The organism is Rothia mucilaginosa, assembly GCF_964211445.1.
Taxonomy (GTDB): domain Bacteria; phylum Actinomycetota; class Actinomycetes; order Actinomycetales; family Micrococcaceae; genus Rothia; species Rothia mucilaginosa_E.
On record NZ_CAXOQT010000002.1, the window covers coordinates 101,578 to 116,603 of the forward strand.

6 protein-coding genes and 1 other RNA gene are annotated in these 15,026 nt (G+C 55.2%); 1 reads left to right on the forward strand and 6 read right to left on the reverse strand.

What is annotated here, in order from left to right:
* Positions 1-309: 309 nt before the first annotated feature.
* The 6 genes from AB8E48_RS00990 to AB8E48_RS01015 all read right to left on the reverse strand — a co-directional run bounded on the left by AB8E48_RS00990 (position 310) and on the right by AB8E48_RS01015 (position 14,444).
* Positions 310-2,298, reverse strand: coding sequence for an S-layer homology domain-containing protein (locus AB8E48_RS00990; protein WP_368885467.1), 1,989 nt, complete (start codon positions 2,296-2,298; stop codon positions 310-312).
* Between the two features lie 448 nt (positions 2,299-2,746).
* Complete coding sequence (locus tag AB8E48_RS00995) at positions 2,747-4,804, reverse strand: superoxide dismutase (RefSeq protein ID WP_368885468.1); 2,058 nt, start codon at positions 4,802-4,804, stop codon at positions 2,747-2,749.
* Positions 4,805-5,005: 201 nt separating this feature from the next.
* On the reverse strand, positions 5,006-8,326 hold the full coding sequence (locus AB8E48_RS01000) for a siroheme synthase (RefSeq protein WP_368885469.1): 3,321 nt from the start codon (positions 8,324-8,326) through the stop codon (positions 5,006-5,008).
* A 219-nt stretch (positions 8,327-8,545) separates the two neighbouring features.
* The gene (locus AB8E48_RS01005; RefSeq protein WP_368885470.1) at positions 8,546-11,722 is read right to left on the reverse strand and encodes an S-layer homology domain-containing protein; all 3,177 of its coding nucleotides are present in this window, start codon (positions 11,720-11,722) and stop codon (positions 8,546-8,548) included.
* A gap of 483 nt (positions 11,723-12,205) precedes the next feature.
* The gene (locus AB8E48_RS01010; protein ID WP_368885471.1) at positions 12,206-13,276 is read right to left on the reverse strand and encodes an S-layer homology domain-containing protein; all 1,071 of its coding nucleotides are present in this window, start codon (positions 13,274-13,276) and stop codon (positions 12,206-12,208) included.
* Positions 13,277-13,652: 376 nt separating this feature from the next.
* On the reverse strand, positions 13,653-14,444 hold the full coding sequence (locus AB8E48_RS01015; RefSeq protein ID WP_297606814.1) for a YaaA family protein: 792 nt from the start codon (positions 14,442-14,444) through the stop codon (positions 13,653-13,655).
* 149 nt (positions 14,445-14,593) lie between these two features.
* Here AB8E48_RS01015 and rnpB point away from each other — a divergent pair.
* An RNA gene (gene rnpB / locus AB8E48_RS01020) (RNase P RNA component class A) lies at positions 14,594-14,986 on the forward strand.
* The last annotated feature ends 40 nt before the right edge of the window (positions 14,987-15,026 follow it).

Below are 15,026 nucleotides of genomic sequence, written 5' to 3' on the forward strand. Positions count from 1 at the left end.
GTCTGTGTGTTTTGTTGCATATCTTAAGGTGAAGTATAGCTTTAAAAAGTGTCTGCATGATGTGGAAAATATGCCTAAATAGTGTGCTGATAAGCACAAACACTGGTCACTGTACAAAAAAGAAAGCACAAAAAACCCACCGCATTCGAAAAATTCACACCTATGCAACCTCTGCAGGTTGAGAATATTCACAATGCGGTGGGCAAAGCAACATAAAAGTCACTCACAATAAAAGTGGCACATAAACAGGGTCGTAAAGTCGCCTATTTGACGAAAGCTACCCAAAATAGCTAACGCCACGGCGAGACACTATGTGAGACGGCTGCCGCCGTGCTCCATACGGTACAGCATCGTAGCGAGTTCCGTGTGCCCAATAAACGACTGCCCATACGCCTCATAGATAGACTGTTCGCTGATATAGCCCCAAATGTGCTGATCAATCGCCCACTGGGACTCCTTATGGAACGAGTAATGCCAGCCGAGAACAGTATTCCACCCGCGTTCAGAAGAACCATCCGGCAGGCTACTCTTCTTTGACGCCGAAGAAACAGGACGAGGTTTCGCCGCAGGAACCTTACCCTGCGCCCTCTGATACCTATACAGGAACGCCACCGCCGAAGAATCGTAAACCTTTGCATCCGGGTGGAAATTACCATCAATCCAACCGAACGTAATGCCCTTCTGGCGAGCCCAAATATATGCGGCGTAGTCCGGGTCGTTAGGCTGAACATCCGGATACGGGCTGGTCTCCGGAAGCTCAACCTTCGGCGAACCCGCCAACATATAGAGAGCCACCGTCAGATCACGGCGCGTCAAATTCTCAGAAAAATAGGACTCTGACTTGGGAAGATGCTGAGCCTTGTACCACCTCTTCGCAGCCTCACGCTCCTCAAACGCGTTCACCACCAAACCAAGGTCAGTAGAAACAACCTGCTGCACAGAATCCGCGGCACCACCCCGACCGGGAAGAACCTTCTCCACCACCAGCTTATAACCGCCCTGATAATTCAGTGCCTCACCAGGAATAGTGAGCGTAGCCTCCGTGTAACCGCTCTGGATGCGGTCAGCCGCAATATCTTGCTCCAACGCCTTCTGACCCGTCAGATTGCCAGAAGCATCCGTAGCCTGCAGCGAGAAGCGGTAATGGCCCTCAGCGAGGTTCGGCAGATTCACGGCACGCACCTGCAACGTGTTCTTCTCCCAATAGGGGCTCACCTGCGGTGAGTCAGAATGATATTGGCTCATTTGCGGCGACTCAACACGCAGCACCGGGGCAGCATCCTTCACCTCGGTGTTCGGGTTGGGCGAGCGCACCGGAATAAACGGGGCAACATCCGTCAAGAGGCTACCGGGTACCTTCTCCTCATCCGGATTCGGGAAGAGACCGCTGTAGACGCCAATCATGTACGACTTACCCGGTCGCAGAGTACCCGCAGGAATTGTCACATCCGCAGAGAAATAGTTGTTCAGAAAACTCCAACAATAGTATTCACCGCAATCCGTATAGCGAACCGCATGAGTGAAAACGGGCTTGCCCACCATCAAACCCGTGGCGGGGTCAACCTCATACAGCATCAGATACGCCGGGGCGCTCCCCGGCTCAAGAAGCTGCTTAGAGAGAATATGGTAGCCCTCAATCGTCAGCTGCGTATCAACCCAGGGGTTATTAATCGCCGGCATGCTGTACACGTAAGTAGTATGATCCGGCTCAGGGTCCTGAGTCAGGCTGAGCGGAACGCGGGCAGTAAGACGGGGATCCTCATACTCCTCAATGCTCGGCTCGCGCTCACCCGCTGGGTAGTAGGTCAGCACCACGTCAAGGGCAGGCGAAGGGGTAGCCCGGATGGTCTGCTTCTTGACCTCAAAGGTGAAGGTGAGGCTCCCGTCCGGGTTGTCGCGGACGATACCGTCTTCTCGAAGATGATCGACCTTGCCGCGGTACAGGGGATTCTGGGTTGCCTCGCCGGTACGGGACCACTCGTAACCGGTACCACGGTTCACGAGGCCGAACTGGAAGAGCTTGTACTTCTTACGGAACTCGGGGGTCAACGGGGAAGTCGTCACGGACACCGTGCCGCCCTGAGAAATATTGAGGGTGCCGGTGGTGACCTTCAAATCAATCTTGTCAGCATCGCTGACGCCAGTGGCTGCGGCACCTGTACCTGAGGCAGCGGGGGCGGCAGCTACGGGGGTTGCCTGCAACGATGCGGCAGGGGAGGCGGGGCTCGCCGCATCCGCTTGCGCAGGCTGGTTCGGCGCCGCCAGTGCCGCCGGGGTAATACCCGCAAGTGGGGTCATGCCCAACAGCAGGGAGAGGCTAATCGCCTTTTTGCCCCGGGTATTTTGAAGGCGGTTTTTCTGGGCAGGCGTCTTAGCGCCCTGAGTTGTGGTTGGTCGGAAGAAAGAAGACACGGTTATCCCATCTAATGTTCTGCACTGTGCTTTCTATACCGGGGCTTTACACGGTGTTTCTTGCACAGTGGTTTTCTGCACGGTGGCTTTCTGTACGGTGATTGAAGTGAGTGAGGGAAAACGTTGAGTGGAAGGGGAGAAATGAACGAAAAGTTGAGTAGAAAAAGGGGTGCACAGTGCGTCTTAGCGAAAGTGCTGGCGGGCTGAAAAGCCGGGCGAATCAGCCCGAAAATTTCAGCCCGCCATCACCGATTGTAAAGCACTACAACAACATGCCGTGTTGCCGCAGGAGGTGACTCTTAAATAGCTACTTCACGGCAACTACTTGAGGCGGCTACTTGAGGTGGCTGCCGCCGTGCTCCATGCGGTACAGCATCAACGCCAAGTCTTCGGTGGGCGTTTGCTCCCACGTAAAGTACTCGTGTCGCCCATCCTTGGCGTAGCCCCAAATACGTTGCTGTACAGCCCACCGAGATTCACGCCAAAAAGCGCTACCCTCCTCCAACTCCGTAGCCCAATTCTTAGTGCTCAGCTCAGAATCCTTCGACCCCGGCAAGCTACCATTACGAGGCTGAGGTGCGGCAGTCGGCAAGCTGGGGGACACCTTACCGTGCGAACGCTGATACCTGTACAGGAACGCAACAATAGAGCGAGGAGAAAGCTGCACATACGGGTGGAAATTCCCGTCAATCCAGCCAAAGGTCACACCCTGCTGACGAGCCCAAATATATGCCGCATAATCCGGGTCATCCGGGGTGATATCTCCATAAGGAGTCGTCGCCGGAAGCTCAACCTTTGGCGAACCCGCCAGACGGTACAACGCCACCGTGATATCATGGCGCGTCATATAGCTGTTCCTACCTGACTCAGAAAACTCAGGAAGAATCTGACGATACCTAAACCACTCCCAGGCAACATCGCCTTCCTTATCCTTCGTCACCTCCAGCTGCAGGTCCTTCGAAATAAGCTGCTCAACCGACTCAACCGCACCGTCCTTACCGGCAGTCACCTTCTCCAAAACGAGCCTGTACGAGCCGTCATAATTCAGTGCCTCACCGAGGACGTTCAGCTTCTCATCCACCGTGCCGTCATGGATGCTCTCAGCAACAATCTCCTGGTCCAGCGCCTTCTGACCGGTCAAGCGTCCCTGCTCATCAACATGCTGCACCGAGAAACGGTAAGAAACCCCAGGCTGCTTCTTCAGACCCACAGCACGTACCGGCAGAATATTTTCCCCATCATAAGGGCTCATCGTCGTAGCCTTCAGATACATCTCAGGGCTAGCCGATTCCTTATTAGGCGAACGTACCGGAATGAAATCAGCAACATCCTTCAGCAACTCACCGGGGTACTTCTCATCATCCGGACGGTCATAACCGTAGAAACCAATCTTATAGACCTTACCCGGCTTAAGCGTGCCCCCAGGAATCGTAATAGACGTCTTAAAATGCTCATTCAGGAAGCCGCTACAGAACTCACCGCAATCCGTATACAGAATCCAATCGGTGAATGCCGGTTCGCCTACAATCTTTCCGGTCTTCGGGTCGACTTCATAAAGAGCCAGAAGCGCCGGACCTCCCAGGTATTCACGATTACCGCTCGCAGTAATGTGGAACCCCTCAAGCGTCAGAGTCGTATCCTTCCACGGGTCATCAATCGCGGAGGTACCGAAAATATACTTCGTCTCGGTAGGCTTAGGGTCCTGCACAACATTAATAGGTGCACGCGCCACGAGACGGAGGTCAGACTGCCAAGGCCCCGGATGGTACCCCTTCTGGTAGTACGTCAGAATGACGTCGAAAAGAGTGCCTTCTTCAGCCTCAATAACGAGCGGCTTAACATTGAGGAAGAAGGTGTAGCTCCCATCCGGGTTTTCTACCATCTGCTCCGGGTTGGGGTCACGGTCAAAGACGTAGCCGTACTGGGTACCCGGCGTGCGGAAGTAGTTGTGCCCAAGATGGAAGTAAGAAGAACCGCGTTCGACCAGAGAAAATTCGTAGAATTCGTAATTCTGACGGAACTCAGCGCTGAGCGGAGGCGTCGTCAGCGTTACGGTGCCGCCTCGAGAAATGTTGAGAGTCTCGGGAGAGACTTTAAACCCGTCCATTTCAGGGTTGCGGGGCTCTTCTCGCACATGCGGAAGCGTCTGCTCGGACTCGTTAGCGTCCTCTAGAATTGCGGCGGGGGAGGTGGAGGCTGCTTGAGCGGGGGCAACCTGAGTCGGCCGGTCAGATGCCGCCTGGGCCGGTGTTGCGAGCGCCGCCGGGGTGATACCGGCAAGCGGGCTCAAACCCAACAGTAACGACAGGCTGAGCACGCGGGCGCTCGCCGGGCGGCGCGGGGTATCGGAGTGCGGAGGGGCGCCTCGTGGTGTGAAGAATGAAGACATCATTATCCCATCTACAAAAAACTGTACGGTGAATGAAACGAGCAAACAGGTGAAGCGAGTGGATAAAGCGTGAAAAGAAAACCCCGAACAGGGGAGAAGAAGCATCCTGGAGAGGCGAATAGAAAGGGCGGCACCGGTGGGCTGAAAAGCCGAACTAGTCCGAACATTCCAGCCCACCGGTTACCCCCTCACCACAACCGGGCGTTACCTGAGGTGGCTTCCACCGTGCGTCATACGGTAGAGCATCAGTGAGAACTGCCAAGAGGAAACAGTATCCAAGCTGAAATTCTCACCGTGGCCTCGATAATATTCTGCGTATCCCCAGATAATCTGCTGGGTAGCCCACAATGATTCCCGCCAGAACGCAGTATCCATACGCTCATACTCAGGCCAGTGCACGCGCGAACGTGAATCCCGTGTGGGAGACTCCTCCGGTACATTACTGCTATCTGACGTATCGCTCTTCGGTATAGACGAAGACGGCAAACTGCTCGATTCCGGCGAAGACGCAGGGGCTAGCGCTCGTTGGTACCTGTACAGGAATGCCACCGTCGAGGCAATCGAAAGGTTCGCCTCCGGGTGGAACTTACCATCGACCCAACCGAAGGTAATACCCTTCTGACGAGCCCAAATGTACGCGGCATAGTCTGGATCATCCGGGGCTACATCCGCGTAAGGGCTGGTTGCAGGTAGCTCAACATGAGGCGCGCCCGCCAGGCGGTACAGCGCCACCGTGACATCGCGGCGACTCAGCACAGCCTTATGCTCATCCAGAAGAGCCTGCTGCTTAACCCACTCAACAGCCGCTTCCCGCTCCGCAGTGTAGCTTACAAAGAGCTCAAGGCCCTCAGAAGTGACCTGCTCGACCGTGTCCGCGGCGCCATCCTTGCCGGGGGTTACCTTTTCCAGAACAACCCTGTAAGACCCCTCATAATTCAGAGCGCTACCGGGAATATTCAGCTTCTCATCCGTAGAACCATTCTGAAGGCGCTCAGCAGGAATGACCTGTTCCAGGGCCTTCTCGCCGGTTGGCTCGCCAGAATCATCCGTTGCCTGAACCGAGAAACGGTAATGACCATCGGTAAGCTTCGGAAGATTCGAGACACGCGCGGTGAGGGTATTCATCTCCTCGTACGGGCTGATGCGCTTATTCAGAATGTACAAGTCCGGACGCGCTACAGGTTGGTCAGGGTTAGGCTGCGTAGACCGCACGGGAAGGAACTCAGCGACACTGGTCAGTAGGCTACCGCTGTACTCCTCTTCGCCAGGACGAGGCAGATTAGAACCGTAGATGCCAATCATGTAGAGCCTGCCCGGCTTCAACGTACCCGCCGGAATTGTCATCTCCGTGCTGAAGTAACGATTATGGAATCCGCCGCAAAGTTGTCCGCACTCTGTCAGCGGAATGATGCCGGAGAAAACAGGGCGTCCCATAATCTTTCCGGTGGCCGGGTCGGCCTCGTAGAGGGTGAGGTGCGCAACCGATTCATGACCACCTACCGCATGAGGATCGAGGATATGGTAGCCCTCAACTGTCAAAGTGGTATCCTGCCACGGCTTGTCAATTGCCGAGAGACTGTAGCGGTACGTTGGCTGAACCGGCTCAGGGTCACGCACTACCGGCAGAGAAGCTCGTGCCGTAAGACGGCGGTCTGTCGACTCCCAACGCAAATCCGGCTCAGCTTCATCAGACGGGTAGAACGTCAACACGACATCGAAGAGAGTGTCCTCGGGTACATCAAAGATTTGCTTGCGAACATCAAAGGTGAACGTAATGCTTCCATCAGGGTTTTCATGAACCTTCCCCTGATTTCGAAGGGTAGCGACTCTCTTACCGTACTGGGCTTCAGGTAGCTTACTGCCGTAGCTTGACCACTCGTAGTCCTTCCCTCGCTCCACAATGCCGAACTCGAAGAGCGTGTACTTCTTGCGGAACTCAGCACTCAGCGGCGCAGTCGTCACAGAGACAGTGCCGCCCTCAGAAATATTGAGGGTACCTGAAGTGACACTCAAACGCACTTCATCAGATGCGGGAGGATTTATCGGGGTCGGAGGAGCAGCCAGCTGCACGGGCGCAGTGACCGTAAAAATGTGACTACCCTTCTGATAAAGAGAATCTGAGAAAGTTACCCTCAGCTCTGCCTCAGAACCAAGGTACACATTCTGCAACTCCTTGATGACTGCAGAGTCAATTTCAAGTTCTACGGTGCGGGTACCGTCAGGGTTACGGACAACAATAATGTCATGATCAAAGTAAGGAATGTCAGTAATTCCGACGATAGTCTTTCGAGCGGTTTTACTATAAATGTCGACGGATTTGACGTAATACCCCAAATCAACTTCCGGGGAAATGTTAGAAATAGTAACTTTATATTTCCCTGCATGGTACGGATCAACCGTCTGAGGAGACAGTGAAACCTTCGGAAGAGTATTGCGGTACGTATTGCTCTGGTAAGGCATTTTCGCGGGTTTCTTACCCACAGGAATGAAGGGGAAATCGCGCGCTATAGCGTTAATGCCGAAGGGAGAAGAATCAACCCCAGAGGGATAAGATCCAACCACGCTCAGATAATACCCCTTACCAGGCTTTAAAAAACCGGCAGGAATCGTAATCTTACGCTGAAAATGACCGTTAGGAATCAGACCATGAAAAACCCGCTTCAAGTACGGAGAATCTGAAGGGTCAAAATGCTCCAGCTCCTTGAGATATTTATGGGTAACATTTGCAGTCGGGTCATATTCTACGAGAGTAAAACTTAGCTTATTCATCCCGTCAAAACCCGAACCCGTCATATTGATTTCAATCGGTTTTCCGGAATTAATCTGCTCCTCAGAAATAGAATCCACATCATAGGTAATAGAAGGCAGAACAGATGCCGGAAAATCATTCGTCACAGGGAGCACCGTACGAATATGATCCTCAGTATTCCACTGATAGGGGTGTGCGTCATCCAGCGGGCGGTAGGTCAAGATAACTTCGTACTCCATGCCTGCAGGTATACCGTTGGAGGATACTTCCAAGTCAGCGCTGAAAGTTCCGTCTGCTGAAAGCCTCGGAACATCAAAGCGCGGCCCCTGGTATGTTGGCTCCTGGTAAGGGCCCACATAGGTAGAAGAACCCTTGGGCGCAATAATGAGGCTACGCAGCTCATGGTGTGCCAAGAACTCGGGAGTGAAGCCGGTACCCTCAACATGCACCGTGCCGCCAGCATAAATTCTTAGCGCTCCGCTAGTGACGCGCAGAGTCGGTAGCGAACTGGTCTGCTCGCCCTGGGCTACAGGATTCTGCTGGTTGTCTGCTTGTTTCTGAACCAAAGCTGCAGCGGGGGAGGCTGGGGTCGCCTGTTCCGGGTCTGCCTGAGCGGGTGCAACCTGTGCCGGTTGCGCCGGGTGTTCGGGCGCCGCCAGTGCCGCTGGAGTGATACCTGCAAGCGGGCTCAAACCCAGCAGCAACGATAGGCTGAGCGCACGGGCGCTCGCCGGGTGGTGCGAGGCACCTCGTGGTGTGAAGAATGAAGACATCATTATCCCTTCTACAAAAAACTGTATGGTGAGTGAAGCGAGCGAAGAAGTCGAGCGGATAGAGCCTGAAAAGCCAGGCTAGGGGAGAAGAAGCCCCGTAAATCCTGGTATCAGGCAAGAGAAGTCGCTCGGGAGGGGGGAAAGAGGCTGCACCGGCGGGCTGAAAAGCCGAACTACGTCGAGCATCCCAGCCCACCGGTCACTCCTCACCACGACCGGGCGCTACCTGAGGTGGCTGCCGCCGTGCTCCAAGCGGTACAGCATCAACGCAAAATCACCAGAGGAAATGGAAGAATTATCAAAGCCCTCATAGGCGTATTCCCCGTCAACGCTGTAACCCCACATGCGGTAATCAACAGCCCACTGAGCCTCACGCCAGAAAGCGCTACCCTCACGAACCTGATGCTGCCAGCCACCGGAACTCTGGGGCGCATCCTGGTTACCCGGCAACGAAGAAGAGGTCGGTGCCTTCGGCGTGACCTGACCCGTCGCCTTCTGGTACCTGTACAGGAACGCCACCGTCGACGGGGTCGAAAGGGGCGCATCCGGGTGGAACTTGCCGTCCGCCCAACCGAAGGTAATACCCTTCTGACGAGCCCAAATGAACGCGGCGTAGTCCGGGTCGCTCGATGCCACATCCGCATACGGGCTAAAAGCAGGTAGCTCAACCTTCGGGGAACCAGCCAAACGGTACAGCGCCACCGTCACATCGCGGCGCGTCAGATTGCTATTCCAGGACATTGGCGAAGGACCAGGCAGAATCTCACGCTCAGCAAACCAGCTCTCAGCCGCCTGCAGCTCATCCTCACGCGTCAGCTTCAGAGGAATATCCTCGACATCAAGCTGCTCCACCGACTCCGCGGCACCATCCTTAGCGGGGGTGACCTTCTCCAAGACCAGACGATAAGCGCCCGAATAGCTCAGCTGCTGAGTAATCGTCAGGTCCATCTCCACCCTGCCATTCTGGATGCGATCGGCGGGAATCGCCTGCTGGAGTACCGTCTGACCGGTCAAACGTCCCTGCTCATCAACATGATGCACCGAGAGACGGTACGATCCTTCACCCGGCGCAGAGAGCCCGGTAGCGCGTGCCGTAAACGAGTTCGTCTTCGCGTACGGGCTCAGGCCCACCGACCCAAGGTGCAGTGTGGGCCCCGTGGACTCGTGCTCGGGAGAATGCACCGGAAGGAACTCAGCAACATCATTCAGCATAGAACCCGGAGAATCTTCCATGCCAGGGTAAGGCAACCCGTCCCCATACATGCCAATAAAGTAGAGCTTGCCCGGCTTCAACGTACCCGCCGGAATCTTCATCTCCGTGCTGAAATAGTTATTGCGGAACCACCTGGAGTTAACCCCGTAGTACGTGTAGTCCACCCGCTGAGTGAACACAGGCTCACCCACCATCTTTCCCGTTGCAGGGTCAGCCTCATAGATAGCGATGACCGGAGAATCATTAGAAATCAGTTCCCTAGCCCGCACGAGGACATGGCGTCCCTCAACCCGCAGCGTCGTATCCTTCCACGGGTCATTGATAGCGGATTGACTGAAGGTGTAGGTCCCACGGGTCGGCTGCGCATCCTGAACCACATCAATATGGGCGCGGGCATACAAACGGTCCGCCAAACTCCAAGGTTCCAGCTCAGCTTCATCCGACGACCAGTAGTACGTCATCACCACATCGAAGAGCTCACCGTCGGCAGCCTCAATGTACTGCGGGGGAACCTCAAACGTGTAGGTGAGGCTACCGTCCGGGTTCTCCCGCACCTGGGGCTTCAAGTCCTTGAGAAACCCGCCGTACTCGTCGAGAGGCGCATAACTATTGTGTTCCGCATACGCGTACAACGATCCGCGCTGCACCAGAACCAGCTCGTAGAAAGTGTACTTCTTACGGAATTCAGCGCTCAACGGAGAAGTCGTCACCGACACCGTGCCACCCTGAGAAATATTGAGGGTTCCCGAATCGACCTTCAACTGAACATTTGCCGGGTTCACCCAATCAAAAGCATCAGCGGCAAGAGGCGCCATCGGAAGCTGGGTGCTCACCGTGAACTTATGGTGACCGTACGAATACTCATAGTCCGAGAACACCACACGCACTTCAGCCACTGAACCGCGAGAAGTCGGCCTATAGCTGGAATAACCGTCAACCTTATACTCAACCTCCACGGTCAGAGTACCGTCAGCATTGCGGGTTACCAGCTCGTCACGCTTATAGTATTGGTCGGCTACATCATTCTTCGCAAAAGGTGCCTTCTCACCAGAGGTAGCGTTATAAATCGCCACAGACTCAAGGTAGTACCCCAGGTCCACCTCGGGTGAGATATTAGAAATAGTCACCTTATAGACGCGGTCCTGACCGGGATCAAAATCCTGCGCAGCAACAGATACCTTCGGCAGGGTATTCCTGAACGAATTATCCTGATATGCCATGCGCGCAGGGTGATTGCCCACAGGAACGAAGGGGAACTTACGCGACAGCTTCTTCCACCCGTTCCCCCCGTGGGTTTCTACACCGGAAACATCCAGGGAATACCCCTTACCGGACTTCAGGACTCCCGCAGGGATCGTAATCTTCTTCTGGAAATAGCCGTTAGGAATCAGACCCTTGAAAATGCGCTGATTCTCTTCCGTATCCGGTGCCTTCAGCTCACCAAGCGAAGCCACATTAGAGTTCGTGACCTTTCCCTGCTCATCATGCTCGGACAGGGTGAAGTCCACGGAGCTGACATCCTGAAAACCGGTACCCGTCAGCGTCACCTCAATCGGCTGGCCGGAAGCAATCTGCTCCTCAGAAATAGCCGAAACATCATAGGTGATGGAGGGGAGCTGCGCCTTCGGGAGGTTGAACTCCACCGGCAGCGCCGTACGGACGCGATCCTCAGTGTTCCATGCGTAAGGGTGCGCCTCATCTACGGGGCGGTAGGTGAGAATGACCTCGTACTCCAGGTTTGCCGGCAGGCTATTCGCTGGAACCGTCAGGTCGGCGCTGAAACTGCCGTCGGCAGCTGGTTTCGGGGCGTCAAAGACGAGGCCGCGGTGATCGACCTTTTGGTAGGGGTTGGCGTAGGTCGAAGAGCCCTTCGGGGCAATCGTGAGGCTACGTAGCTCGTGATGCGCCAAGAACTCAGGGCTCAGCCCGGTACCTTCCACGTGCACGGTATCGCCGTGAAGAATGTCGAGGGAGCCGCTGGATACGCGCAGGGTCGGCAGGGAAGCATCCTGCTTATCACCCTGCACGGGCGCGTTCTGTACGGGTGCGTTCTGCGCGGGGGAGGCGGGCGCCGGCTGGGCCGCCACCGGCGTCAAAGCCAGCAGCGGGCTCAAACCCAAAACCAGGGAAGCACCCGCAACCTTTCGGTGCGTGCTGCGAGCAGGCTTAAAGAACGAGGACATCATTATCCAATCTGAATTTTCTGCATGAAAGAGGACGAATGAGAAAAGAAGTTGAGAGGATAAATGAGTGACAGTCCACCGCACCGAATCCACACCGAATCCATATCGTAGAGGACCCGAAGCGGCAGCATGCTGAAGTGCAATCTCAGCCTACCAACCCCTGACTCGAACATTCAATGAAAACACGAGAAAAAACATGTCGAAGAGAGTTATAAGACAAAAAATTCAAAAATTACGCCCATGTTTTATACAAAGCCCAAACCCCAAAAAGACCACACAATAGAGAGACAAAAATGGAAGCATCACCAACGCTAAAAACGGCACCCAGCAGCGCCAGTACCAGAAAACGGGCACACAAAAAGGGACGGTGAGAGAAAAACTCTCACCGCCCCTTCTATAGCCACTATCTTCAGCTGCTGTTCTTAGAAGTCAACCCAAGCTAAAACACGCAGGGGCAACCGTACGGTTCAAGGCACCTGCCGAATCCTAATCATCGATATAGGGGCTGTTGGGGATGGTGTCAAGCATGTCGAGCATTGACAGGACACGAGCCAGCTCCTCGCGGGTAGCAGTCTTGGTCGGACGGAAATCCTTGCTCTTATAGTGATATCTCGTATCGATATTCACCGACGAGTGCAGCCACACCGACTCGGTGTAGAACGGGGCACCCGGCTTCATATCCTGCGGGGTAGTGGGACGGAACCAATAAGAACGACGACCGGGGGTAAGCATAAAGTAACGGTAGAAGAACGCAGCCATCGTAGCGCGGCTAGCCACCGCCTCCGGGTGCATCTTACCGTCAGACCAGCCGGAAGTCAGACCGTTCTGATACGCCCAAATATACGCCGGGTAACGCTCATCCTTCGGGGACAAATCCGGGAAAGGAGAACGCGCAGGAAGCTTCACCTTCGGCGAGCGGGCGCCTCGGTAGATTGCATCCATCAGGTCGCCGCGGGTCACCGCACGCTTAGGGTAGAAGCAACGTTCCTTATCGAGCAGCAGAACCTTTGCCTTACATGACCTGTAGATATCGGGGGCGTACTCGCCATCCATATCAATATCCACAATGAAAGGTGCCCACGCGAACTCCGTGTCAATCTTGGGGCGAACTTCAAGAGTGCGCAGAATGGTGTACTGCTCACGGCGCGGACGAAGAGACAGGCGAACACCAAAGTCTGCATTCGGGCCACCGGTGATCTCAGGATCAATGACGTGATGCCTAATGTAGACATCATTCTCGATGCGCTTCTTCGGCTCAAGAGAGAAGAAATAGAACTGGGTGAAGCCCTTCTCCTTGGTGTAGTAGCCGACCTCAATGTACGGGGTGTACAGGCCGCTATCAATCACGGCCTGCAAGCCGGTAATCTCATAGCTGAGGTTGAAGCCGCTAATATCAAACGACGCCTCGGTAATCTTGAACGTCAGCGGAGTAGTCTTAACGTCCAAGGTGGCAGCCTGGGCGTTCTGCTCGCTGGCGTGGTAAGCGCCCAAAGCGCCAGCGACTGTTAGTGCTGCTGCACCCTTAAAAAGGGCGCGACGAGAGGAAAAAGTAGACATAACGTTGTCCCATCGATGTGTTTCTGAGCGGTTATTTTTACGCTAGCAAACCTATAGCCAGGGGAGTGAACCGCTGACTATCTGCTTTACGTATGTGGTGTTTCGTGTTCCATGTGTGTTGAGTTGCAAGTGTGAATGGTAGTGAGTGAATCGCCCGCCACCAGTGGCGAGTCATTAAATACTATAAGCACTTCTGTGCATAAAAAGAAGGCGGATAGATAGACACCATCCGCCTTCTTGATGCGTTAAAACCAGCCCAAAAAATGTGGGAAAAAGTGGTTTTACAGGGGGAAATACATTAAAAATCCCCGAAAAAATAGTTAAAAAATCTTCGTGCTGACACATGAAAATAGTCAGAAATAACAGCAAACAGCCGCTACTGCTCATGCACCAGCAGCGTCAAAATACCCGCCTTACGCGCCGTCGGCAGGGTACACTCCACCGACCAATCCTCGCTGACCGCTTCCAAAAATTCGGCAATACCAGCCGTAGAGCCATCAATAGGACGAGCCGCCAAACCCGACTGAATCAGGTAACGCGCAAATAAACCACGGTAATGTTTCGCCATGTGCGAGACGACCTTACGCGACCCATCAGCAGCCACACGCTCCACACGAACCGCCAGAGTCTGCGACGGGGGAGTCACCCACGACTTCGCGTAGGCGGCAGAACGGCAATCCAGAATCAGCTGGTCCTTCGCGGTTGCCTCCAGGGCGGTGCCCAGCGCCCCCTTCCAGAAGGAGGCGAGCGCACCAATCGAGCCCAGCTTCACGCCCATGGACAGGCGGTAGGCGGGGATTGCGTCCTCGGGGCGAAGCACGCCCCACAGTGCCGAAGAAATCAGTAGCGACCAGTGTGCGGCATCGCGTTCGGCGGGGGAGAAGCTTGCATAATCCAGCGCCTCAAAGAGAACACCCGTGTAGGTGCGGATTGCCGGCTGTGCAGGTTCGGTGAGCAGACGCGTGTTGCGTTCCACCTCTGCCTCGAGGGATGCGCCCACCTTGAGCTCTGCCAAGGCGTCGGGGCTAGAGCTGACCGCGGCCAGCTCCTCCAGGATGCTCTCACGCTCGGCAGTCAGCTCGGGGAACGAGAGGTCAGCGAATGAAACCGGCGCATTGCCAGCCGGGGCGGGGGTCTTACCTTCGGAAGGGGGAAGAAGAATCAGCATCTCTCCAGTGTACCCGCGAGGCCGCTAAGACATCCGCGAGACGCAGCGTAGCTACGAGGCCCCGGCATGCCCGTGAGGGAACCACGCCTGTGAGACGAACCCGCGAAATAGCCGCCGCCAGGGGTATGAGTATAATGGGTGAGGTGAAACGGGCCGTCCGGGCAATCGCGAGGCATACGTGCTTCGAGGAAAGTCCGGGCTCCACAGCACAGGATGGTGGATAACATCCACTCGGGGTAACCCGCAGGCCAGTGCCACAGAAAGTAAACCGCCGCGGTTCGCCGCGGTAAGGGTGAAAGGGTGGTGTAAGAGACCACCAGCGGGCGCGGTGACGTGCCCGGCTAGGTAAACCCCATTCGGAGCAAGGTCAAACAGAATACGCCATGGTAGGGTAGTGCGCCCGATCCCCGCTTAATCGGGGTGCGTATTCGGGTAGGCTGCTTGAGACGTGCGGCAACGTACGTTCTAGATAGATGATTGCCTCGAAACGCCCCTTCGGGCGGCGTTTTAGACAGAACCCGGCTCATAGGATGACCCGTTTCACGCTACCGTTGGCTGAAGGAAAAGATCATCGGCCGATGG

Coding starts and splice junctions, on each gene's coding strand:
- AB8E48_RS01005 (WP_368885470.1), bottom strand. CDS start 11,722: ATGATGTCCTCGTTCTTTAAGCCTGCTCGCAGCACGCACCGAAAGGTT.
- AB8E48_RS01010 (WP_368885471.1), bottom strand. CDS start 13,276: ATGTCTACTTTTTCCTCTCGTCGCGCCCTTTTTAAGGGTGCAGCAGCA.
- AB8E48_RS00995 (WP_368885468.1), bottom strand. CDS start 4,804: ATGATGTCTTCATTCTTCACACCACGAGGCGCCCCTCCGCACTCCGAT.
- AB8E48_RS01000 (WP_368885469.1), bottom strand. CDS start 8,326: ATGATGTCTTCATTCTTCACACCACGAGGTGCCTCGCACCACCCGGCG.
- AB8E48_RS01015 (WP_297606814.1), bottom strand. CDS start 14,444: ATGCTGATTCTTCTTCCCCCTTCCGAAGGTAAGACCCCCGCCCCGGCT.
- AB8E48_RS00990 (WP_368885467.1), bottom strand. CDS start 2,298: ATGACCCCACTTGCGGGTATTACCCCGGCGGCACTGGCGGCGCCGAAC.